The organism is Agrobacterium sp. CG160-95 (assembly GCF_053521725.1).
On sequence record NZ_JBNWDU010000002.1, the window covers coordinates 672,458 to 693,830 of the forward strand.

At 59.3% G+C, this 21,373-nt stretch carries 20 protein-coding genes; 8 read left to right on the top strand and 12 right to left on the bottom strand.

Features of this window, described 5'->3' with window-relative positions; all coding sequences use genetic code 11:
- Nucleotide 1 precedes the first annotated feature (1 nt).
- Nucleotides 2-367, bottom strand: coding sequence for an ArsR/SmtB family transcription factor (locus ACQZ63_RS09700; RefSeq protein ID WP_003510774.1), 366 nt, complete (start codon nucleotides 365-367; stop codon nucleotides 2-4).
- Nucleotides 368-579: 212 nt separating this feature from the next.
- Here ACQZ63_RS09700 and ACQZ63_RS09705 point away from each other — a divergent pair, with 212 nt between their 5' ends.
- Genes ACQZ63_RS09705 through ACQZ63_RS09720 form a run of 4 tightly spaced genes read left to right on the top strand, consistent with a single transcriptional unit; the run spans nucleotide 580 to nucleotide 5,449 of the window.
- On the top strand, nucleotides 580-1,446 hold the full coding sequence (locus tag ACQZ63_RS09705; protein ID WP_065661640.1) for an ABC transporter substrate-binding protein: 867 nt from the start codon (nucleotides 580-582) through the stop codon (nucleotides 1,444-1,446).
- Nucleotides 1,443-2,570, top strand: coding sequence for an LLM class flavin-dependent oxidoreductase (locus ACQZ63_RS09710; RefSeq protein ID WP_113555705.1), 1,128 nt, complete (start codon nucleotides 1,443-1,445; stop codon nucleotides 2,568-2,570). Before ACQZ63_RS09705 ends, ACQZ63_RS09710 begins: the two co-directional genes overlap by 4 nt.
- Nucleotides 2,571-2,601: 31 nt before the next feature.
- Nucleotides 2,602-4,434, top strand: a complete 1,833-nt coding sequence (locus ACQZ63_RS09715; protein ID WP_113555706.1) for a TRAP transporter large permease subunit — start codon at nucleotides 2,602-2,604, stop codon at nucleotides 4,432-4,434.
- A 16-nt stretch (nucleotides 4,435-4,450) separates the two neighbouring features.
- Complete coding sequence (locus tag ACQZ63_RS09720) at nucleotides 4,451-5,449, top strand: TRAP transporter substrate-binding protein (protein ID WP_113555707.1); 999 nt, start codon at nucleotides 4,451-4,453, stop codon at nucleotides 5,447-5,449.
- Nucleotides 5,450-5,506: 57 nt separating this feature from the next.
- Here the strand turns inward: ACQZ63_RS09720 and ACQZ63_RS09725 are convergent, their stop codons facing one another.
- The gene (locus tag ACQZ63_RS09725; protein WP_113555708.1) at nucleotides 5,507-7,018 is read right to left on the bottom strand and encodes an aldehyde dehydrogenase (NADP(+)); all 1,512 of its coding nucleotides are present in this window, start codon (nucleotides 7,016-7,018) and stop codon (nucleotides 5,507-5,509) included.
- A gap of 245 nt (nucleotides 7,019-7,263) precedes the next feature.
- Here ACQZ63_RS09725 and ACQZ63_RS09730 point away from each other — a divergent pair, with 245 nt between their 5' ends.
- A complete protein-coding gene (locus ACQZ63_RS09730; protein WP_034501960.1) occupies nucleotides 7,264-7,617 on the top strand; it encodes an antibiotic resistance protein VanZ in 354 nt (117 codons plus the stop codon).
- A 28-nt stretch (nucleotides 7,618-7,645) separates the two neighbouring features.
- Here the strand turns inward: ACQZ63_RS09730 and uxuA are convergent, their stop codons facing one another.
- The 7 genes from uxuA to ACQZ63_RS09765 form a co-directional block, all read right to left on the bottom strand.
- Nucleotides 7,646-8,854: a mannonate dehydratase gene (gene uxuA / locus ACQZ63_RS09735; protein ID WP_113555709.1), complete on the bottom strand. Its 1,209-nt coding sequence runs from the start codon at nucleotides 8,852-8,854 to the stop codon at nucleotides 7,646-7,648.
- A gap of 16 nt (nucleotides 8,855-8,870) precedes the next feature.
- Nucleotides 8,871-9,917, bottom strand: coding sequence for an L-idonate 5-dehydrogenase (locus ACQZ63_RS09740; protein ID WP_019564621.1), 1,047 nt, complete (start codon nucleotides 9,915-9,917; stop codon nucleotides 8,871-8,873).
- Nucleotides 9,918-9,989: 72 nt separating this feature from the next.
- Nucleotides 9,990-11,396 carry a TRAP transporter large permease gene (locus ACQZ63_RS09745; protein WP_019564620.1) on the bottom strand — a complete coding sequence of 469 codons (1,407 nt, stop codon included), beginning with the start codon at nucleotides 11,394-11,396 and terminating at the stop codon, nucleotides 9,990-9,992.
- Nucleotides 11,397-11,400: 4 nt separating this feature from the next.
- On the bottom strand, nucleotides 11,401-11,973 hold the full coding sequence (locus tag ACQZ63_RS09750) for a TRAP transporter small permease (protein ID WP_013761519.1): 573 nt from the start codon (nucleotides 11,971-11,973) through the stop codon (nucleotides 11,401-11,403).
- A 61-nt stretch (nucleotides 11,974-12,034) separates the two neighbouring features.
- A complete protein-coding gene (locus ACQZ63_RS09755) occupies nucleotides 12,035-13,009 on the bottom strand; it encodes a sialic acid TRAP transporter substrate-binding protein SiaP (RefSeq protein ID WP_013761518.1) in 975 nt (324 codons plus the stop codon).
- A gap of 61 nt (nucleotides 13,010-13,070) precedes the next feature.
- Entirely contained in the window at nucleotides 13,071-13,787 is a 717-nt protein-coding gene (locus tag ACQZ63_RS09760; RefSeq protein ID WP_019564618.1) for a FadR/GntR family transcriptional regulator, read from the bottom strand.
- Nucleotides 13,788-14,018: 231 nt separating this feature from the next.
- Nucleotides 14,019-14,705: an HAD family hydrolase gene (locus tag ACQZ63_RS09765; RefSeq protein WP_019564617.1), complete on the bottom strand. Its 687-nt coding sequence runs from the start codon at nucleotides 14,703-14,705 to the stop codon at nucleotides 14,019-14,021.
- Nucleotides 14,706-15,115: 410 nt separating this feature from the next.
- Here ACQZ63_RS09765 and minC point away from each other — a divergent pair, with 410 nt between their 5' ends.
- The 3 genes from minC to minE are packed head-to-tail and all read left to right on the top strand — an operon-like array spanning nucleotide 15,116 to nucleotide 16,954.
- Nucleotides 15,116-15,844: a septum site-determining protein MinC gene (gene minC, locus ACQZ63_RS09770; protein ID WP_003510754.1), complete on the top strand. Its 729-nt coding sequence runs from the start codon at nucleotides 15,116-15,118 to the stop codon at nucleotides 15,842-15,844.
- Between the two features lie 37 nt (nucleotides 15,845-15,881).
- The gene (gene minD / locus ACQZ63_RS09775) at nucleotides 15,882-16,697 is read left to right on the top strand and encodes a septum site-determining protein MinD (RefSeq protein ID WP_003510752.1); all 816 of its coding nucleotides are present in this window, start codon (nucleotides 15,882-15,884) and stop codon (nucleotides 16,695-16,697) included.
- Entirely contained in the window at nucleotides 16,694-16,954 is a 261-nt protein-coding gene (gene minE / locus ACQZ63_RS09780) for a cell division topological specificity factor MinE (RefSeq protein ID WP_003510750.1), read from the top strand. The genes minD and minE overlap by 4 nt, the downstream gene beginning before the upstream one ends.
- A 45-nt stretch (nucleotides 16,955-16,999) precedes the next feature.
- On the opposite strand, the gene ACQZ63_RS09785 is transcribed toward minE, so the two are convergent.
- From ACQZ63_RS09785 to ACQZ63_RS09795, 3 genes are all read right to left on the bottom strand, one after another.
- Nucleotides 17,000-17,902, bottom strand: a complete 903-nt coding sequence (locus ACQZ63_RS09785; protein ID WP_003510747.1) for an amino acid ABC transporter substrate-binding protein — start codon at nucleotides 17,900-17,902, stop codon at nucleotides 17,000-17,002.
- Nucleotides 17,903-17,969: 67 nt separating this feature from the next.
- Nucleotides 17,970-18,863, bottom strand: a complete 894-nt coding sequence (locus ACQZ63_RS09790; protein ID WP_013761515.1) for an amino acid ABC transporter substrate-binding protein — start codon at nucleotides 18,861-18,863, stop codon at nucleotides 17,970-17,972.
- 30 nt (nucleotides 18,864-18,893) lie between these two features.
- On the bottom strand, nucleotides 18,894-21,212 hold the full coding sequence (locus ACQZ63_RS09795) for an EAL domain-containing protein (protein ID WP_003510743.1): 2,319 nt from the start codon (nucleotides 21,210-21,212) through the stop codon (nucleotides 18,894-18,896).
- Nucleotides 21,213-21,373 lie beyond the last annotated feature (161 nt).

The window sequence follows — 21,373 nt, forward strand, 5'->3', positions numbered from 1 at the left end:
GCTAATCGAACATCGCCTCATCTAGTGGCAAAGCTCGCCTGCCTTTCTTGCCGGTCACATCAGAAAGATCAGTATAAAGACCGCGCAATGTCGCAACGAGTTGGATGATGCGCGGATCGGTGACGCGATAAATCACCTGTTTGCCTTCCCGCGAGCCCTCGATCACACCGGCATCGCGCAATTCGGCAAGCTGCTGGGAAAGTGTCGGTTGCTGAATGCCGAGTTCATATTCCAGTGCGGAAACGGAAGCCTCCGTTTCCATGAGATAACAGACGATGGCCAGGCGATTGGCGTTGGCGACAAGCTTTAAAAGCTCGCTCGCCTCCACAACGCTGCGGCAGATGAGATTGGAAACCGGTTTCGTCACGACTACAGGTCCATTTTTCAAACTATAAAAAAGTAAATTGTAATTCGATAAATTTCAATGGTTTGATTGGGCCGAGTTTGACCGCGTCAGGAAATTTTTTAAAATCTACAGGATTGATAGATTTCTCTTTCGCTTTCCCGCAGAGGATCGCCAAAACGTTCCTCGAAAACATTCTATAAAAAAGTAGATTGATTGAGAAATGAGGTGTCGACATGAAAATCGGGGTCCATCCCAACAATCTGCATTTGCGGCTCGCCCGGCTCTGGCCCGGCGCGTTTGATGAATTCGATCCGGAATTCGTGCCCTACCGCGAGGGGCGCGATACCGCAGCGCTTTTGGAAAAAGGCGAAATTCATTTCGGCGGCACGGGCTCGACGCCGCCAATCGAGGCGGATGCGCGGGGGCTTTCCGCAGCTTATATCGCCGCCTCGGCACCACGCCCCGCAAACGGCGCGATCCTCGTGCGGCGCGACAGCCCCATCCGCTCTGCGGCCGACCTTTCGGGAAAACGCATATCGCTGATTGACGGGTCTTTTCATACCTATCTTCTTGCGCGTAGCCTGGAAGGTGTGGGGCTTGGTCTTGCGGATGTAATACGCATCGAGAGCGGTGACAGCGATAGCCTGCGCGATCTCGTGGAAGGCCGCGTCGATGCCTGGGTGACGATGTCGCCACGGCTCGAAAAAGCTCTGACCCATGACGGGATCAGTCTTCTGGTCCGTTGCGGCTCCACCATTCCCAACCGTTCGCTGTTCTGGACGCTCGCGCGTCACACTGTGGCGCTGGAACAACGCGATGCGATTGCCGCCGAACTGGACCGCGTTGGCCGCGCCGTCATGGCGGATATAGACAGAGCCGCGGCCCTTCTTGCCGCCGAGCCGGGCAGCGAAGGCGATGCGCAGTCCTGGGCAAAGGTGCTGCGCTCACGCGATCTTTCGGTGGTTCCCGCCGCCGAAAATATCCTTGCCGAACAGCAGGAGGAGGCCGATACGCTTTACAGGCACGGCCATTTCTCTCTACCGGTTCTGACCGGGCAGAGACCGGCCCCACAATCAGCCAGCGCGGGAGGCGACAGATGAACGTTTTCTGGTACATGTGCGCGCCCGATGGCGCCTATCCCTGGCAACCGGAAGGATCCCGCAAGGTTGATCTCGGTTATTACAAGCAGCTTGCTCTTGCTTATGATCAGCTTGGTTACACAGGCGCCCTGTTTGCCACCGGCGCGCATGATGTGTGGGTTCTGGCTGGCGCGCTGCTTTCCCATACCGAGCGGCTGAAGTTTCTGGTCGCGATTCATCCGGGTCTTGTCGCGCCAACGCTGCTCGCCAAGATGGCGGCGACGCTTCAGGAATTTTCGCGCGGACGCCTGCTGATCAACGTCGTCTCGGGCGATGCCAAGATGCTCGGTGCATATGGCATGACCATGCCGCATGACGAACGCTACGATATGGCGGATGAATATCTGCAGATCTGGCATCGTCTTTTTGCCGGTGAGACGGTCGATTTCAAGGGCCGCCATTTCCAGACCGAAGGCGCAAAGTTGGCACTGCCGGTGGGGCAAGGCATAGAGCCACCACCGCTATGGTTCGGCGGCTCTTCGGACAAGGCGATCGAGGTTGCCGCCAAACATGTCGAGACCTATCTTTCCTGGGGCGAAACGCCCGACCAGATCGGCGCGAAGGTCGATCTCGTCAAGGCGCGGGCGGAGAAACTCGGCCGTGAGCTGGAATACGGCATTCGCCTGTACGTGATTGTCCGCGATACGGATGAAGAGGCATGGGCCGCCGCCGCCGATCTTTACGGGCGCATGGACGAGCGTGCCATTGCAGCCAACCAGCGTTTCGTCGGCAAGACCGATTCCGTCGGCCAGCAGCGCATGACGGCGATGCATGGTGGACAGAAGCCTGAGAACCTGCGTGATCTCGAAATTGCTCCCAATCTCTGGGCCGGCATCGGTCTTGTCCGGCCGGGACCGGGCACCGCAATTGTCGGCTCGCCCGATACGGTGATCCGCACGCTGGAGGCCTATAAAAAGGCGGGCGTGAATACCTTTATTCTGTCCGGCATGCCATTGCTGGAAGAGGCCTTCCGTTTCGGGGAAAAGGTTCTTCCGCGTCTTGATGTATCGCGGGAAGTCTCGTCAGCCAAACAATTCACCTGGTCGACTTTGTTCGACCGCGACCTCTCGGCAAAGGCATCGTAAACATGGCCCTCCGGGAGTGGAGAAAAAAGACATGACGGCTGGTCCGGCAACAACGATTGCACAACGGCGCATCGGCCCGCAGCGTGCGGCGGAGCGGGCGCTTGCCGTTCTGGACAAGGCGCTTGGCGCGGTCGCCGCCGCAATCCTTGCGACTCTTCTCGTGGTGGTGCTGGTCAATGTCACCCTGCGTTATCTGTTTCACACCGGCTTCATCGGTGCGGAAGATCTCGGCATCTGGCTGCATGTGGCGATGATCGCGGTCGGCGCGCCGCTCAGTCTCAAAAGCGCGCTTGCCATGCGGCTCGATGTTTTCGTGCGGTTTTTGCCTGAGCGGTTGCATGCCGCCACCGAAGTTCTGGCGGATGCCTTCTCCTTCATCGCAGCACTGATCCTCGCCTTCGGTGGGGTTGAAATCGCGGCGATGCTGGGCGGTACGTCTCCGACGCTCGGTCTGCCGGAATGGGTGCGTTTTGGCTTTCTGGGTGCAGGCGGCGCGTTGATCCTTCTTTACCTGGCGCTTCAGCGTGTCAGTGAGGGCAAGACATTTGCCGTTCTAGTGTCTCTCACCATTGCAATTGCGGCCTATGTCGGCCTGCCGGAAGTCTTCGTTGATACGAGCCTGCCGCCCAGCCTGTTTCTGGCGCTGACGGCGGCGGTGGGGCTGGTTCTGGCAGCACCGCTCGCCCATGCCTTTCTCGCCGCAGCCTATGTGGCGATCGCCTTCGGCAGTACCTTGCCGGAGCCGGCCATCGTTTCCTCAACGGTAACAGGCATGTCAAAATTCCTGCTGCTCGCCATCCCCTTCTTCCTGCTGGCCGGAAGCCTGCTGACGGAATCGGGGGTTGCCAACCAGCTGGTTCGGTTCGCCGCCTCCATGGTTGGACACCGCCGGGCAGGGCTGGCGCAGACGACGCTGTTGACCAGCGTGCTGTTTTCCGGCGCATCCGGTTCCTCTGTCGCCAACGCCGCCTTCGGCGCTTCAACGTTCCAGCCGGAACTGGTCAAACACGGCTATCCGCCGGCGCAGGCGGGCGCGATCATTGCTGCAACGTCGGTGCTCGACAATGTCATCCCGCCCTCCATCGCCTTTCTCATCCTCGCAACGGCTACCAACCTTTCGGTGGGCTCGTTGCTGGTCGGCGGCTTTTTCGCCGGCGGGCTGATGGCGATCTGCCTTGCGGTAGCTATCCATTGGAGCGTGCGCAGCGTCGATACCCTGCCGCGCGCCACGGGCACGGAACGCTGGCGCTCGGCTATCGCCGCCATACCCGCCTTCGGTCTCGGCGTTATCGTGGTAGTCGGCATCCGCATCGGCGTCGTCACCACCACGGAGGCGGCCGCACTTGCCGCACTCTACACGCTGCTTCTCGGCTTCGGGTACCGGCTGGGCGCGGGGCGTATCTTCTCAACTTTCCGGCAATCAGCCGGTGAGGCGGCGGCCATCGGTCTCCTTATCGGCACGGCAGGCCCCTTCGCCTTTCTTCTGGCGGTCGATAATGTCTCCGGCCTCGTCACGGATTTCGTGACATTGCTTGGCGGCAGCAAGATCGCGGTGCTTCTGCTTTCCAACCTCATCCTGCTCGTGGTGGGGCTGGTGCTGGATATCGGTGCGGCCATCCTGCTGTTTGGACCGATCCTGTTGCCCGCGGCCGTTGCGGCCGGTATCGATCCCATCCATTTCGGCGTCATTCTCGTGGTCAACCTGATGATCCATGGCCTCACACCACCTCTCGGCATGCTGATCTTCGTCGTCAGCGGTGTCACCCGCATTCCGGCGACGGCGCTGTTCCAGGCCGTCGTTCCCTATCTCCTATCCCTTCTCGTTTCCCTCGCCATTCTTTGCGCCTGGGCCATTGTCTTCTAAATCCGGGGTTTTATTCATGACTATTATCGATCGTCGCAATCTCCTGAAACTCTCCGCTGCGGGTGCGGCAGCACTTGCCACGCCCGCCTTCGTCCGCAACGCACATGCCAGGACCCGCAACATTACGGTCGCCTCCCTGTTCGCGGACGACAAGCCGGAGACGAAAATCTGGGTGAAGATCAGCGAGCTGGTGGAGGCAAAGCTGCCCGGCCGTTTCCGCTTCAACATCGTCAAGAGCGGTGCGCTGGGCGGCGAAAAGGAAGTGGCGGAAAATATCCGTCTCGGATCGGTTCAGGCGAGCCTTTCCACGGTCTCTTCGCTCTCCGGCTGGGTGCCGGAACTGCAAATCCTCGATCTGCCCTTCCTGTTCCGCGATGCAGACCATGTGCGCAAGGTGGTGACGGGCGAGACCGGCAGCGAGCTGAAGACCAAGCTTGGCGCGCAGCAATTCGTGGCCGTAGACTTCATCAACTACGGCGCCCGCCATCTCCTGACCAAGGAGCCGGTAACCCGGCCAGAGCAGCTCAACGGCAAGAAGATCCGCGTCATCCAGAGCCCGCTGCACACCAAGCTGTGGAGCGCCTTCGGCACCACGCCGGTCGGCATTCCCATCACCGAGACCTATAATGCACTGTCAACCGGCGTAGCCGACGCCATGGATCTGACGAAGTCCGCCTATGCCGGGTTCAAGCTTTACGAGGTTGTACCCTACATGACCGAGACCGGCCACATCTGGGCATCGGGCGTGGTTTATTATGGTGCGGCTTTCTGGAACCAGCTCGATGACGAAGAGAAGAAGGCCCTGACCGAAGCATCAAGCGAAGGCGCGCTCTATTTCAACCAGCTGATCGTCGAGGACGAGGCGAAGTCTGTGGAGCTTGCGATTTCGAAGGGTGGCAAGGTCTTGCAGCCCGAAGCCTTGGATGAGTGGCGCAAGGGGGCGCAGGGCGTCTGGCAGGATTTCGCCGGCACTGTCGGCGGCATCGAGAAAATACAGGCGATCCAGTCGGCCTGATACCGAAGCACTATTGTGAATGGGGAGGGCGCAGGAGCGCCCTCCCCATTTTTTTGATCAGCGGATATCCTGCGGCAGAACGTCCGAAGGAATATTCTGGTAGGAAACCGGGCGCGTGAAGCGGCGGATCGACATGGTGCCGACCGAGGTCGCGCCGAAGTTCGTGGAAGCGGGGTAGGGGCCGCCGTGAACCATGGCTTCGGAGACTTCAACGCCGGTCGGGAAGCCGTTGGCGAGAACGCGGCCGGCCTTGCGCTCGAGGATCGGCAGCAGCTTGCGGCCGAGTTCGGCGTCACCTGCGTCAAGATGCATGGTCGCTGTCAGCTGACCTTCGAAGCTCTTTGCCACTTCGATCATTTCTTCAGCGCTGTCGACCGTCACGATCAGGCCGAGCGGTCCGAAGACTTCTTCGGCGAGCGCGTGGTTGGCAACCCAGTCCTTGCCCGAAACGCGGAACAGGTAAGGCGTTGCGTTACGCAGATCGCAGGTGGTGGTCAAAACGTCGCGCACGCCGTTGCCAGCTGCGATGCGGTCGCGACCGTCACGATAGGCAGCGGCGATACCGTCGGTCAGCATGACCTGCGGGCCGACTTCGGAAAGGGCCGCCCGTGCGGTTTCCGACACAGCATCCGCCTGCGAGGCAAGCACCACGGCAATGCCGGGATTGGTGCAGAACTGGCCAGCACCCATGGTGAGCGAACCTGCCCAGCCCTTGGCGATGGCTTCACCGCGCGCGGAAACGGCTTCCGGCAGCAGGAACATCGGGTTGACGGAACCGAGTTCGCCGAAGAAAGGGATCGGTTCCGGACGCTGGGCGCAGAGATCGAACAGCGCGCGGCCACCGGCGAGCGAGCCGGTGAAGCCGACTGCCTTGATGCGCGGATGCTGGACGAGCGCAGCGCCGACATCGCGGCGGCCGCCCTGGATCAGCGAGAAGACGCCGGGATGCAGATTGTGCTTCTTGACGGCGGCGAGAACGGCCTCGGCGATAATTTCACCGGTGCCGGGATGGGCGGAATGGCCCTTGACCACAACCGGGCAGCCGGCTGCGAGAGCGGCGGCGGTATCACCACCGGCGGTCGAGAAGGCGAGCGGGAAGTTGGAAGCACCGAAGACCGCAACGGGGCCGATCGGACGCTGCATCAGACGGATATCCGGGCGCGGCAGCGGCTGGCGGTCAGGCAGCGCTTCGTCGTGGCGGCGGTCGAGATAGTCGCCCTTGCGGATATGCGATGCGAAAAGGCGAAGCTGTCCGGTGGTGCGGCCGCGTTCACCCTGCAGGCGTCCTGCGGGCAGGCCGGTCTCGGACGTGCCGATTTCAGTGATGGCGTCGGCGCGGGCCTCGATCTCATCGGCGATGGTGTCGAGGAATGCGGCGCGCTCTTCGCGGGTCGTGTAGCCGTAGCTCCAGAAAGCCTCTTCGGCTGCTTCTGCGGCCGCATTCACCAGATCGACGGTGCCGACCGAAAAATCGAAAGCTTCGCCATGTGCAGGCTCGCTGCGGAATTTCGCTTCCGTGGCGACCCATTCTCCTGCAACCAGATGTTTGCCGTGCGGCTTGAAACTCATTGTGCTCTTCCCTGAAAATCTGATCCTGTGTGGAAAATCCACCCGATACCGTAAAACCGGACCGAAGGGCGACAGCCTGAAAGGCCATCAGCCGCGATCCTTGTCCGGTTGCTCTCTGCCTTAGCCCGAGTAAGGCTTTAGCGAAAGCCGGTTTGTGCAGTATCTGTCCAAAAAGTGTGATTTATTGGGCGGTGGAAGAAAAAGACGATCTTCCGTTTATGCGCGCAGCGCTCTATTGTGACGCCATGATGACAAATAGACTTCCGAAATACATCGCCTGGTCGGTTCTGCTGCTGATCGTGATCGTTACAGTTTGCCCGATCGGGCTTCGGCCGCATACGCTGACGACCGTCGGCATCGACCGCGCCGCCGCCTTTGCCTTCTGTTCGGCTGCCTTCGTGCTGGCCTATCCGCGTTACTGGCTTGCCATCATTGTCGCGGGTGTCGTGGCGGCTTTCGGCATCGAGGCGCTGCAATTTCTGTCGCCCACACGGCATCCGCATATGACAGATGCAGTTGTGAAAGCCGTTGGCGCCATTGCCGGTGGGCTTGCCGCCTTTTCGTATCTTCAATTCAGGACGCGATTGACCGCAAGCTAAGAGGCTGCCGGCGGCCAATCGTGACGGCTTAATTAGCCTGCTTCGCCAATCCGAAACGGCCATGCGACAGCGTGCGCTCGATGCCGCGAAGCTCTGCCAGCCCCTTCAATCGGCCGATGGCGGGATAACCCGGCTGCGCCCCGCGCGTCAGGTCATCAAGGATTTCCTGGCCATGGTCGGGCCGCATCGGAATGGTGTGGTCTGCACGGCCCTCCGCGCGACGGCGGGATTCTTCCGACAGAAGTGCTGCGATAACGGCGACCATATCCGTTCCACCTTCCAGATGCTCGTCCTCGAAGAAGGAGCAGGGCACGGTGTCCGTGTCGCGCGTGACGTTGCGCAGATGCACGAAATGGATGCGGTCTGCAAAACGGCTGGCGATGAAGGGCAGGTCGTTATCCGCCCGCGCGCCGAGCGAGCCGGTGCAGAGCGTAACGCCATTGGCCCGGCTGTCGACTTGCGAGAGCATATGGGCGTAGTCGGACTCCGTTGAAAGAATACGCGGCAGGCCGAGCAGCGGCCATGGGGGATCGTCGCCGTGGGCGCAGATGTTGATGCCGACCTCTTCCGCGACCGGCGTCACTTCCGACAGAAAATCGATCAGGTTCTGCTGCAGTTTTTCGCGGTTTATGCCGTGATATGAGCGCAGCTTTTCGAGAAGCTGGCTGAGCGTGTGACCATCCGCCGAACCCGGCAGGCCCGCGCCGATATTACGTCCGAGTGCGGCGATCTTCGTATCCGGCATGTCGGCGAAACGTTTTGCCGCTTCCTCGATCAGCCACTCCGGATAATCGGCCTTTGCGTCGGGGCGTTTGAGAATGTGAATGTCGAAGGCGGCGAAATCGGAAAGGTCAAAACGCATGGCTTTTGCGCCGTGCTTCGTTTCCCAGCGCAGATCGGTGCGGGTCCAGTCCAGCACCGGCATGAAATTGTAGCAGACGGTGCGAATGCCCGTGGCGGAGAGGCGGCGCAGCGTCTCCTGCCAGTTGGCGATATGGTTTTTCCAGTCGCCCGTCTGGGTTTTGATCTCCTCGGAGACCGGCACGCTTTCCACCACGTCCCAATACAGCCCACCGGCCTTGATCGCCTCATGCCGTTTGTCGATTTCATCCACAGGCCAGACATCGCCGGTGGCGATGTGGTGCAGCGCGCTTACGATGCCTTCCGCCCCTGCCTGAGCCGCATCCTGAACCGTGACCTTGTCCACCGGGCCGAACCAGCGCCATGTATGTCTCATTTTCTGTCCTCAAATATCATTCTGCGGAAAATGTCAGCTGCACCTTGCAGGCGGCGGAGCGGTCTCCAGCCTGCTCGAATGCGGATTTCGCTTCTTCAAGCGGGAAGCTGTGGGAAATGATCGGCCGCACATCGATCCCGCGCGTGGAGATCAGGCGGGCGGCAATGGCGAATTCGTCGTGGAAACGCTGCGAGCCGCGCCAGAGGATTTCCTTGCCCACCAGCGCATTGAGCGGAATGGTTATGTCACCGGTGACGCCCACCTGCACGACAGTACCGCGCGGACGTACACAGGCGAAGGCGGCGCGAAGCGCAGGTGCCGCGGCGGAGCAATCGAAAACGACGTCGAAATACCCCTTATTGTCCTGATAGGGCAAAAGTGCTTCTGCGTTTTTCGCGACATTGATGGTGCGGTCCGCCCCCATGGCGGGCGCGCGCTCCAGCGCCGCATCGGTCAGGTCGGTGGCGAGAATGATGCCGGCACCGGCATGGCGGGCGGCGGCAATCGTCAAGAGGCCGATCGGCCCGGCGCCCGTTACCAGCACCTTGGCGCCGGTCAGATCGCCCGCTTGTGCGACGGCATGCAGGCAGACCGCAAGCGGTTCGGTGCAGGCGGCTTCGGCGGGCGAAGTGGTGTCTGAAAATGTCGCGCATTGTTTTGCGGGAACCACGAGCCGATCGCGGAACATGCCCTGTTCGTGCGGCAGGCGCATGGCGCTGCCCATGAAGCGCATATCGAGGCAATGGATCGGTTGGCCCTTCAGGCAGAAATGGCAATGGCCGCAAGGCTGCGAGGGATTGACGGCGACGAGCTGGCCGAGTGCGAGCCCGTTGACGCCTTCGCCCAGCGCCTCCACCCGCCCCGATGCCTCATGGCCGCAGATGATCGGCTCGCGCACCCGCACAGGCCCGAAGCCGCCGTCCTGATAATAATGTAGATCGGAACCGCAAATGCCGCCCGCCGCCATGGTCAGCAGCACTTCACCGGGGCCGGGCGCCTGCATGTCCTGCGTTTCGACGCGGATATCTTCACGGCCGTATAGACGTGCCACGCGTGTCTGCATCACCGTGCCTCTCATCGTATGTGTATTGGATGAATGAAACCCGCGCGGCTAGCCGCGCGGGCAGTGCGTCGATTAGCGGATCAGGCCCATCTCGGTCGGCAGCCACAAGGTGATTGCCGGGACGAAGGTGATCAGCAGCAGCGCCACGAACAGCGGCACCAGCCATGGCAGAATGGCGACGGTGGTGCGCTCGACGGAGAGTTTCGCCACGCGTGAGAGCACGAACAACACCATGCCGAGCGGCGGATGCAGCAGCCCTATCATCAGGTTGAGGGTGATGATGAGGCCGAAATGCACCGGATCGATATTGAACTGCAGCACCAGCGGCAGCAGGATCGGCACGAGGATGGTGATTGCCGCAATCGTGTCTAGGAAGCAGCCGACGAACAGCATCAGCAGGTTGACCAGCAGGAGGAAAATCCACTTGCTGTCGGTGATCGTCAGGATCGCCGCCGATAGCAACTGTGCTGCCTGGCTGACCGTCAGAAGCCATGCGAAGATTGATGCCGCCGCAACGATGAAGAGAACCGATGCCGTGGTCTCTATCGTGTCGAAGGTCGATTTTGCCAGCGACTTGAACGTCATCGTCCGGTAACGGACAAGCCCGAGGAACAGAGACCACAACACGGCTGCGACAGCCGCCTCCGTCGGCGTGAACCAGCCCATCGTCATGCCGCCGATCAGGATCACTGGCGTCATCAGGGCCATCACGGCAGAGAAGTCGAAATACCAGTCGCAGGCGAGCAAGACCACCAGCACGATCAGGATTGACAGGTTGAGCGACAGGCCAAACAGCGTCAGGAGATAGATGCCGAGCGGCACCATCATGACGATGAGCACTTCAAGCGAAGCGCCGAAGATGGTTCTGAGGTTGAACGGCGTATCGGAACCCCAGCCCTTGACGTAGGCGAAAACTGCAACGGTGATCATCATCAAAAGTGTCATGACGACGCCCGGAACGATGCCGGCCATGAACAGTGCGCCGATCGAGACGTTTGCCATCATGCCATAGATGACGAAGGGCAACGATGGCGGAAAGATCGGCCCGAGCGTTGCGGAAGCGGCGGTGACGCCGACGGCCGCTTCGACCGGATAACCATGATCCTTCATGGCCTTGATTTCGATGGTGCCGATGCCGGCGGCGTCGGCGAGGGCCGTGCCGGACATGCCGGAAAAGATTACCGAGCCGATGATGTTGACCTGTGCCAGACCACCTTTCATCCAGCCGACCAACGCCACGGCAAAGGAATAGATGCGTCCCGTCACCCCCGCCGTGTTCATAAGATTGCCGGCAAGGATGAAGAAGGGAACGGCGAGAAGCGGGAAGCTTTCCACGCCCGCAATCAGACGCTGCGCCGCGATGATATCTGGCGCGACATTATACGAGACGATGTAGAGAAGCGATGCCGTGGCCATTGAAATGGCGACTGGCAGGCCGATCAGCATCAACAGAAGAAACGAGCCGATAAGAATAAGCATATGTTCAATCCCCCGCGCTCTGGAATTCTTCCGGCCGTTCCAGAACGGAATAGCCACGCTGCATGTTGGCGATGAAGACCTGCACCGAACGGAAGAACATGAGGACGAAAGCGGCCAGAACCGTATAGAAAACGATGTTGCGCGGCAGGGCGACGGTGACCATTTCCTCGTCCGCGACGATTTCCAGATACCGCCACATCAGCCACGAGGTGTAGGCGAAGAACACGATGCGCAGCACGTCGACAAGGATCGACATGACGCGGGCAACCTGCGGCGGAACGTAGTGATAAAGCACATCCACCTGAATGTGGCGTGACATGCGCACGCACATGACCGAACCTAGAAACACCACGCCAATCAGGCAGTTGACGGCGATTTCTTCCGTCCAGGCATAGCTGTCGTTAAGCACGTAACGGGTAAAGAATTGAAGGAACACGCAACCTGTCATCAGCCAGAAAAGGCCAAGCGTAACCCAGTCCTCGAAGGCGTAGACCTTCAGGTCGACTTCGGGCGGCGCCTCGTCAAACGTGTGGGCGAGTTCTTCAGGCGTGACCTGAGTATGAATTTCCTGCGACATTGAGATATCCCGTCTGGAGAGAAAGGGCGGTGCGGCAACGGAGGCCGCACCGGATCTTGGCTCACTTGACGGCGCGAATGGCTTCCCAGTCGGCCTTGTCGTAACCGAAGTCCTCGAACTTCACCTTCTCCATGACGTTCTTCTCAAAGTCCGCCTTGTCCACCTCTGCGACGTTCAGGCCACGCTTCTTGAACTCTTCCACGAGGCTTTTTTCGCGTCCTTCGATGGTCTTCGTGGTCCGCACGGCGGCTTCCTGCATGACGTCCGTGAAGATTTTCTTGTCTTCATCGGAAAGCTTCGACCACAGGTTCTTCGAGATCACCGTGTTGAGGTGGTCGACGATGTGGCCGGTCAGCACGATGTTCTTCTGCACTTCGAAGAACTTCTTTGCCTCGATGGTGGTCAGCGGGTTTTCCTGTGCATCGACCGTGCCGTTCTGAAGCGCCAGATAGACTTCTGCGAATGCGATCGGCGTCGTGTTTGCGCCGCAGGCGCGTGGCATGGCGAGATAGGCCGGAACGTCGGGAACACGCATCTTCAGCCCCGCCATGTCGGCGCAGTTGGCAATCGGCTTGTTCGACGTGGTGTGGCGCGTGCCGTAATAGCTGACGGCGGCGATGTGGTTGCCGGTCTTGTCCTCGTAACCCTTGGCAAGACGCTTGAAGATATCACTCTTGGTATAGGCGATCAGATGGCTCGGGTCGCGGAAGATATATGGGAAATAGGTGACGCCGATCGGCTTGAAGTCACGTGCAGCAAAACTGGAGCCGGAGATGATGATATCCACCGTGCCGATCTTCAGGCCCTGGTTGATATCCGCTTCCTTGCCGAGCTGCGAGGCGGGGAATACATCCACCTTGTAGCGGCCGTCGGTGCGCTTGGCGATTTCTTCCGCAGCCCAGACCGAATCCGTGTGGAACGGTTCGGAGGTCTCGTAGACATGCGCCCATTTCAGCGTTGTTTGCGCCTGTGCCGCCAAAGCCGAAAGCAAAATGGCAGCGGTTGCACCCATCAAAGTCGACAATCTGATTTTCATTCTTAACTCCTCCCGAATTAAAGCCAGATTTCTGTTTTTCCCGTCGCCGGTTGCGGCGCGGTCACTCTTCTCCGATCGTTTCCTCCCCGAAACTCTCGGAAAATCTCTTTTGCGACAGCGTCAGATGCTGGCGCATCGCCTCGCGTGCGCCTTCCGGATCGTTCGCCGCGATCGCGTCGCGGATCACCCGGTGTTCCTGAACGGCAAGAATCCATGTGTGAGGACCCTCGAAATAGCTGGCGAGCTTTTCGAAATAGGGCGAAAGGCTGCGCTCGTCATAGATCAGGCCGGTAAAGCGGTTCAGCGCCGAGTTGCCGATGATGTCGGCAATGGCGGTGTGGAAGGCGCGGTCCAGGTTGAGGGCCTGCGGCGAATTGTCGAGCGCCCCGGCCATGCGTTCGATGATGTCGTCCAGCCTGGCGATGCATTCAGACGTGGCAAGCCGCGCGGCCTCCTCGGCAATAGCGCTTTCAATGATGCAGCGCGCCTGCAGGATTTCGAAGGGGCCGTGCGCGTCCGGTGCGGGCGACTTTGCCTTGTTAGCCGTGCGGGACGTGTTCACATAAACGCCCGAACCCATGCGGATATGGATATGGCCTTCCACTTCCAAAACGATCAGTGCTTCCCGCACCGTCGGGCGGGACACGCCAAAACGTTCCGCCAGATCGCGTTCCGCCGGCAGGCGCTGACCGTCCGTCAGTTCCCCGCTCTCGATAAGCAAGCGAATTTGTTCCGCGACCAGCCTGTAGAGGCGGCGCGGCTCCAGAGCCACAAACATGATGTCCTCCCAGCGCGAAAGTCTCCCCCCTTCGCGCAAGCGGTAAGATGGTCTTACCAATTTTATTAGGTAGGATTTATGCGGTGCTGTCAATTGGCCGCTAGAGGAAAACTACACGGCGAAAGACTGGAGACCGGTGCGGCAGGCTCAGCGCAATGGATTGGATTTTACGAAACGTGATTGATCCTCGGGACAGACCCGAGGATGACACCGCATGTTTGGATCGGCTTTTCAGCCCTTGTTACTTGTGAGCTTCAAGCCGCCGTCGTCGCCGATGGTGACGTCCAGCTCACCGTACCCACCGATCGAAAGGTGCGGCGTTTCGATGGGATGCGAATGAGTGGCGTTAATGACCACGACCGTTGCGCCCATGCTTTCCCCCGCCAGAATGCCGGCGGGCGCATCTTCGAAGACGACGCAGTCTTCAGGTGCGACGCCGAGCTTCGCAGCAGCCTTTCTGTAACCCTCCGGGTCAGGCTTGCCGTTCACAACGTCCTCGGCACAGATCATCACTGGAGGCGGGGTGAGGCCTGCCGCAGCCAACCGGAGTTCGGCAAGGGCGCGGGCGGCGGAGGTGACGATAGCCCATTTTCCGGCCGGCAATTTCTCAAGAAATGCGGCTGCCTGCGGAATCTGGAGGATGCCGTCAACATCGTCCATTTCCTTTTGCAAAAGCATATCCGCCTGTTCCTGGATATCGAGGCCGGGAACTGCCTCGCGACGCACAACCTCGGATGCGCGCATGCCATGGATGCGCTGCAGGAAAGCCTCCGGCTCTATCCCGTTGTCTACGGCCCATTCGCGCCAGACCCGCTCCACCACCGCAATGGAATTCAGCAGCGTTCCATCCATGTCGAACAGGAAGGCGCCATATTCGCGCGAGGAGATCTGGGCGGTCGCCGGGACTTTGCTGTGCATCGCATTCTTCCGTTGGATGTGTCGGGTTGGCCTCGTGTCTATAGCATCGGCAGGCATAACGGAATCGTTTTTCCGCTCATCAAGCAAATGGCGACCCATCCGCCAGTGGCAGACATCGTGCCGGAATCGGGCAGTTTGCACGGACTGCGACTCGGGGCATGGTCAGGCAGGGGAGGCGGCGTCCGCATACGGTCATGCGGGCGTCAGGTTGCAGCAAGGATCAACTGCTATTGTGAGTTTTCGAAAGAAGTCAAAGTTCGCAAAATCAAAAGCTAAACGGAGCTTATGAATGTTGTGCATGAGATTTTTCGCAGCGGAATTCTCTTAACGAAACCGTCGTTTAAGGGGTGTTGTTAACCATTTGTTAACCATATTCGAGGTACCTAATTGTCAACGATTTGTTTACCAAGATGACCAAAGTGCTAACAGACCAGCGTTCGATCCGTATCAAAGGCCGCTCCTTCCTCGCGGTCGTTCTGTCCCCTGAAGCTCCGCTCGATCAATGGCTGGAACGGCTGGATGATCTTGCTGCACGTTCGGCCGGGTTCTTCCTTTCGCGTCCGGTGGTTCTGGATGCGTCTGAACTGTCGCTGGACAAGGCAGGGCTGAAGGCTCTGCTGGCAGCGCTGACGGAACGTAATGTCGGCATCATGGGGATCGAAGGTGTTCGCCCCTCGATGATCGAGCCGGGCATGCCGCCGTCGCTGAAGGGCGGAAAGCCCGCTTCAGATGTCGAGGTCGAGCCCGTCGCCATCGCTGCCGAATTGCCGGAAGAAAAGCCGCGCGCTTCGGGCGAGGTTCGGGCCGTGGTCCAGTCGCTGGTCATCAACGAGCCGGTGCGCTCCGGCCAGTCGATCATGTTCCCCGAAGGCGATGTGACCGTCATCGGTTCGGTCGCCTCGGGTGCGGAAATCATCGCGGGCGGGTCGGTGCATATTTACGGGGCGTTGCGCGGTCGTGCCATGGCCGGTTCGCTTGGCAATGTCTCGGCGCGCATCTTCTGCCGCAAGCTGGAAGCGGAGCTACTGGCAATCGACGGCGTCTACAAGGTTGCCGAGGACATTGACGACAAGCTGCGCGGCCAGCCCGTTCAGCTGTGGCTGGAAAACGATACGATAAAGGCCGAAAAACTTGGCTGACGACATAGAGAAAACAACACAGGAACAGGAGAGCCGTATGGGGAAGGTAGTCGTTGTTACTTCCGGCAAGGGCGGGGTTGGCAAGACCACCTCGACCGCAGCGCTTGGCGCCGCATTGGCGCAGAACAAGCAGAAGGTCGTGGTTGTCGATTTTGACGTCGGACTGCGTAACCTCGATCTCGTCATGGGTGCTGAACGCCGGGTGGTTTACGATCTCGTCAACGTCATCCAGGGCGACGCCAAGCTGACGCAGGCGCTGATCCGCGACAAGCGCCTTGAGACGCTGTTCCTGCTGCCCGCCTCGCAGACACGCGACAAGGACAATCTGACGCCCGAAGGCGTGGAATGGGTCATCGCCGAGTTGAAGAAACATTTCGACTGGGTCATCTGCGACAGCCCGGCCGGTATCGAACGCGGCGCGACGTTGGCCATGCGCCATGCGGATGTGGCCGTCGTGGTCACCAATCCGGAAGTCTCCTCGGTGCGTGACAGTGACCGCATCATCGGCCTGCTCGATTCCAAGACGCTGAAGGCCGAACGCGGCGAGCGCATGGAAAAGCACCTGCTTCTGACGCGCTATGATTCGGCCCGTGCCGAGCGTGGCGACATGCTGAAGGTCGACGACGTTCTGGAAATCCTCTCCATTCCGCTGCTCGGTATCATTCCCGAAAGCACGGATGTGCTGCGTGCTTCCAACGTCGGTGCACCGGTTACGCTCGCGGATGCCCGTTGTGCACCTGCCATGGCTTACTTCGACGCTGCCCGCCGCCTGTCAGGCGAGGACATTCCGGTGGTCATTCCGGGCGAAAAGCGGGGTATCTTCTCCAAGATCTTTGCTAGGAGGGCTGCATGAGCATTTTCGGCCTGTTCCGTAAACAAAAGTCGGCACCGCTTGCGCGCGAGCGACTGCAGGTGCTGCTTGCCCACGAAAGGGCGTCGTCGGGAACCGATCTCGTCGCCGTCCTCCGGGAAGAAATTCTCGCCGTCATCGCCAAGCATGTACAGATCGATAACGATCGGGTGCATGTGAAGATGGATCGTGACGAGCATGTCTCCATACTGGAGATCGATGTCGAGATACCGTTGAGCGCCGACCTGCGCGCCGCGTGATGTTTTCTCCGAATACCGCCGCCCCTTGCAGGGCGGCGTTTTTCTTTACTCTGCCGTCGTATCGACCGGCATTCTAAATGCCTCGGCCAGATCGTCGGGAAGCGGGCGCTTGAGGTTTATGCCGTTCGGCGGGATCGGCGCGTTGAACCACTTGTCGTAGATCGCGTTGATTTCGCCGCTTGCATAAATTTTCCCAAGGGCTTCGTTGACGGCGTTCTTGAAGGCGGTGTCGCCCCGTCGGAGCATCAGGCCATAGGGCTGTGGTGGGGCGAGATATTCGTTCGAGATGGAATAGTCTTCGGGCTTGCCCGTTTCAGCGACGAAGGACCTCAGAAGAATATCGTCCATGACGAAGGCCGAGGCTCGATCTTCCGTCACCATGTCGAAACTGCCTTCCGTACTGTCATTTTGCAGGACGGCGATGTTCAGTCCCAGTTTGCGGTTAAGCACATTCAGCTGACTGATATTGATCGTTCCCGTCGTCACCACCACGGTTCGCCCGGCAAGATCGCTGACGCTTGTCATGTTGCTTGATTTCAGGGCGACATAACGCGTGCCGGTGATGAAGTGGCTGTAGGAAAACCAGACGGCCTTGCGTCTTTCCTCCGTATTCGTACTCGCCACGCATTCCATGTCGATTGTGCCGTCATTGAGAAGCGTGATGCGGTTGCTGGGGGTGCGCTTGACGAAATCGATTTTCAATTCCGGCAGGCCCAACTTCTTCTTGATGGAATCCGCCACCTTCAGGCACAGTTCGATGCTGTAACCGATCGGCTCCGGACCAATTCCCATATAGGAAAAGGGAAGATTTCTGTCGGCAAAGCCGAGCCGGATGGTGCCGGTTCTGGCAATGGTTTCGAGTGTAGGCGGTTGGGTCTCGTCGGCGGCTGCAATGGTGGGTAAAAGACTAAAAACCCCAAGCATGAGCCACAATGTCGATCTCTGCATCGCGCATCTCCAGCCAAAATTATCTGTCAAAACATTTTCATAAAATAGAGTTGGGGTTTTTACGCCCTCAGTCCCGGTATTCGCTCGGATGGTCATAGGCTTGTTTCAAGGAGGCGGTCATCGGCAGGTTCAGGTTCATGCCATTGGGCGGAATGGGTTTGGTGAACCATTTTTCGTAAAGGCCGTGAATGGTGGGACCGGTGAAGATCTGCCGCAGGCTTTCGTTGACCGCCGCCTTGAAGGCCGGGTCGTTGCGCCGAAACACCAGGCCGTACGGTTCGGGTGCGCTCAGCGTTTCGTCCGAGAGCGCGTAGAGGTCGGGATTCTCCGATGTTGCCGCCAGCGCCGCCAGCAATATGCCATCCATGACGAAAGCAGAGGCCTTGCCGGCAACGACGAGTTCGAAGGCTTCCTCATTGGTTTTCGTGGGCATCACCGAGATATTTAGGTTCTTTTCGCGGTTCACCGCATTCAGCTGCTCGATGTTGACCGTGCCGGAGGCGGATGTGACGGAGCGTCCGGCCAGATCGGCAAGGCTCTTTAGATTGTCCTGTTTACGGGAGAGAAATTGCGTCGCGGTCATGAAATTCGGATAGGAGAAATCCACCATTTTCCGACGTTCGCTGTTGTTGGTCGTCGCCGCGCATTCAATATCGATCTTGCCGCTACGGACGAGAATGAACCGCGTTGCGGGCGTGGCCTTTACATATTCAATGTCGAGTTTGTCCAGCTTCAGTTGCGTGCGGATGTCCTCGCTGATCGCACGGCAAAGATCAGTCGAGAAGCCGGTCACTTCTCCGTCGGGCAGCTGATAGGAAAACGGCGGTTCGGCCTCACGATAACCGATGCGGATTTTCGCGGTCTTGGCAATCTGCCGAAGCGTATCGCCTTCGCCGGCGGCCTGCACCGGAGCTGTGGGGATAAAGCATGTGAGGAAAAGGCAAAATACTGAAATGCGCATTTTATGTCCTTTTGGCTGTCAGCCGCGTTCTCAAATCGCTTTTTGTGGCGGGTAATAGGTTTCCTGCATCGGTCGTCCGACGTCGCTATATTCGTCGTTTCCGGTTTGGGCGATGACGGCACGGTTCTTGAGTATCCGGGCAAGCGGCGCCGGCTCGGCAAAATAATAGCCCTGTGCCTCGTCGCATCCGGAAAGCTTGAGGGCCTCGACCTGTTTCTTGTCTTCCACGCCCTCGGCGGTGACTTTCAGGCCGATCTGTTCTGCCATGTCGATGATGGTGTTGACGATGGCCGAGCACATTGGATTTTCCGGCAAGCCGGAAACGAATTCGCGGTCGATCTTGATCTTGTCGAAGGCAACATGCGTCAGCGTGCTCAACCCGGCATAACCGGTGCCGAAATCATCAAGCACGAGGCGGACGCCCATTTCCTTCAGCAGCTTTAAAGCCCTGGCGCTGTTGTCGCGCTCCAGCATTGCCGTTTCCGTCACTTCAAGCTCGAGCCGCTCGGCCGGGAAGCCGGAGGCTTTCAGCGCGCCGTCAACGATCGGGACAATATCGTCATTGCAAAGCTGCACGGCGGAAAGATTGACGGCAAGTCGGATATCCCTGGGCCAGGTCATGGCGTCCATGCAGGCCTGCGCCAAAACCCATTCGCCCAGAGGTTTGATGAAATTGTTTTCTTCGGCAAGCGTTATGAAGCGATCCGGCGTGATGATGCCAAGCTTGCTGTGCCGCCATCTGGCAAGGGCCTCGTAGGCGACAATGCGGCCGCTCTCCAGATTGACCACTGGCTGGTAGTACAGCTCGAATTCGTGGTTCTCGAGCGCGGATTTCATGTCTATTTCGAGCGCGTGCTTGTGCTGCGCCGCCATGTCCATGCCGGGCTCGTAAAAGACAAAAAAGCCGCATCCCATGGATTTCGCCCGGTAGAGACCAAGGTCCGCATGTTGCAGAAGCTGGGTCGCGGAGTTGCCGTGATCGGGAGCGCAGGCGATGCCGATGCTGGTATCGACGCTGATATGGCTGCCTTCGAGGCTGAAGCTGCGCGAGACCGCGTGCACCACGCGCTTTGCCAGCGCGCCCGCATCCTCGCGACAATTATCGCTCACCGCCTGTATGATCGCAAATTCGTCGCCGCCGAGCCTGCTCACCATGTCGTTTTCACCGAGCACGGAGGAAATCCGCGAGGCCACGGCCACCAGCAGGGCGTCGCCTGCCGCGTGTCCCAACGTATCGTTGACGGCCTTGAAGCGGTCGAGATCGAGCAGCATGACGTTGAACGGCTGGCCTGACGTGGAAAGATGTTCGAGACGGTTCTCCAGCGTCTTCATCAAGAGCACGCGGTTGGGAAGCCCCGTCAGCGCATCATGATGGGCCATATGTTCCAGTTGCTGCGCCATGTCGCGTATCTGCCTGAGCCGTCCACGTTCCAGAACGGCCTCCCGCAGGGTTTCGATGGCGGTGGCCATGTCGCCGATCTCGTCCCGTCGATCCTGAAACGGCGTGACGACATCGGTTTCCTCACGGGCGATCCTGAGTGTCGCCTGCACCAGCGCCGGAACGGGTTTCAGAAAATGCCTGGCAATCAGCGTCACGAGAACGCCGGTGACGGTCAGAACAACGATCAGGGCGACGAGCGAATTGTAGATGAGCTTGCGCTGCGCGCCATAAAGCGCGTCCGAACCGCCGATGCTGACGGCGACCGCGCCAATCGGTTTTTTCGTTTCCGTGCTGATGATCGGCAACAGGCCGATATAATGGCTGGAATCGCCAATCGTCGCAAAGCCGGTGGCAAAACGCGCGGCGACCGCATCTCTGGAGAAGATGGGATCGGTGGCAATCGGTTTTTCGGCGTCGTCGGTGGCGTTGTCGAAGGCCGCCGCGATTTGACGGAATCCGGAATCGGCCTCATCGTAGCGGAATAGCCAGACGGCATTCTTGGTCTGCGCACCGATGAGGGCGAGAACGTCGCTGGGGTTGAAGCCCGTAACGAGGATGGAAGCGTCGTCGCCAATCGGTTTGTCGGTCAAGATGCCGTTCACCTGTCCGTCCGTGTCGGCGGTGACGCTAACATAGGTATAGATGCTGCGCAGGGTGGCGCTGGCAATCTGTGAATTGACGCGGGCCTGGTTGAGCCATTGCTCGCTGGCTGCGGCAACGAACATGTACCAGCCGACGAGCGCCCCGATGCTGTAGGAAAAGATTACGCCGCCGAGAAATATCAGGGTTATCTTGCTGGCGAGCGAACGCCGCCGCGAAAAGCGGCCCGGTACCGGCTGCGTCGTTGAGCGAAGCGTGTCACCGGTTTCAGTCTGTCTATCTATCCCCCGATAGGCAGTCTCTTCCATTCGCGATATTCCCCCGCGATGTCGCGTTATGATTGTTTTATGGAATTTTTATAGGGCATGTATTTCAATGGTGTCTGCTAAATAATTCAACAAAGTTTAGATGCGATTAAGAATTAATCCGTCTTTTTATAGTCGACGCTTATATAAGGCGCCGAAAATAT

Bases quoted from the DNA above. Each gene is read 5' to 3' on its own strand.
- ACQZ63_RS09705 (WP_065661640.1), top strand. From the start codon at position 580: ATGAAAATCGGGGTCCATCCCAACAATCTGCATTTGCGGCTCGCCCGG.
- ACQZ63_RS09710 (WP_113555705.1), top strand. From the start codon at position 1,443: ATGAACGTTTTCTGGTACATGTGCGCGCCCGATGGCGCCTATCCCTGG.
- ACQZ63_RS09715 (WP_113555706.1), top strand. From the start codon at position 2,602: ATGACGGCTGGTCCGGCAACAACGATTGCACAACGGCGCATCGGCCCG.
- ACQZ63_RS09720 (WP_113555707.1), top strand. From the start codon at position 4,451: ATGACTATTATCGATCGTCGCAATCTCCTGAAACTCTCCGCTGCGGGT.
- ACQZ63_RS09725 (WP_113555708.1), bottom strand. From the start codon at position 7,018: ATGAGTTTCAAGCCGCACGGCAAACATCTGGTTGCAGGAGAATGGGTC.
- ACQZ63_RS09730 (WP_034501960.1), top strand. From the start codon at position 7,264: ATGATGACAAATAGACTTCCGAAATACATCGCCTGGTCGGTTCTGCTG.
- uxuA (WP_113555709.1), bottom strand. From the start codon at position 8,854: ATGAGACATACATGGCGCTGGTTCGGCCCGGTGGACAAGGTCACGGTT.
- ACQZ63_RS09740 (WP_019564621.1), bottom strand. From the start codon at position 9,917: ATGCAGACACGCGTGGCACGTCTATACGGCCGTGAAGATATCCGCGTC.
- ACQZ63_RS09745 (WP_019564620.1), bottom strand. From the start codon at position 11,396: ATGCTTATTCTTATCGGCTCGTTTCTTCTGTTGATGCTGATCGGCCTG.
- ACQZ63_RS09750 (WP_013761519.1), bottom strand. From the start codon at position 11,973: ATGTCGCAGGAAATTCATACTCAGGTCACGCCTGAAGAACTCGCCCAC.
- ACQZ63_RS09755 (WP_013761518.1), bottom strand. From the start codon at position 13,009: ATGAAAATCAGATTGTCGACTTTGATGGGTGCAACCGCTGCCATTTTG.
- ACQZ63_RS09760 (WP_019564618.1), bottom strand. From the start codon at position 13,787: ATGTTTGTGGCTCTGGAGCCGCGCCGCCTCTACAGGCTGGTCGCGGAA.
- ACQZ63_RS09765 (WP_019564617.1), bottom strand. From the start codon at position 14,705: ATGCACAGCAAAGTCCCGGCGACCGCCCAGATCTCCTCGCGCGAATAT.
- minC (WP_003510754.1), top strand. From the start codon at position 15,116: ATGACCAAAGTGCTAACAGACCAGCGTTCGATCCGTATCAAAGGCCGC.
- minD (WP_003510752.1), top strand. From the start codon at position 15,882: ATGGGGAAGGTAGTCGTTGTTACTTCCGGCAAGGGCGGGGTTGGCAAG.
- minE (WP_003510750.1), top strand. From the start codon at position 16,694: ATGAGCATTTTCGGCCTGTTCCGTAAACAAAAGTCGGCACCGCTTGCG.
- ACQZ63_RS09785 (WP_003510747.1), bottom strand. From the start codon at position 17,902: ATGCAGAGATCGACATTGTGGCTCATGCTTGGGGTTTTTAGTCTTTTA.
- ACQZ63_RS09790 (WP_013761515.1), bottom strand. From the start codon at position 18,863: ATGCGCATTTCAGTATTTTGCCTTTTCCTCACATGCTTTATCCCCACA.
- ACQZ63_RS09795 (WP_003510743.1), bottom strand. From the start codon at position 21,212: ATGGAAGAGACTGCCTATCGGGGGATAGATAGACAGACTGAAACCGGT.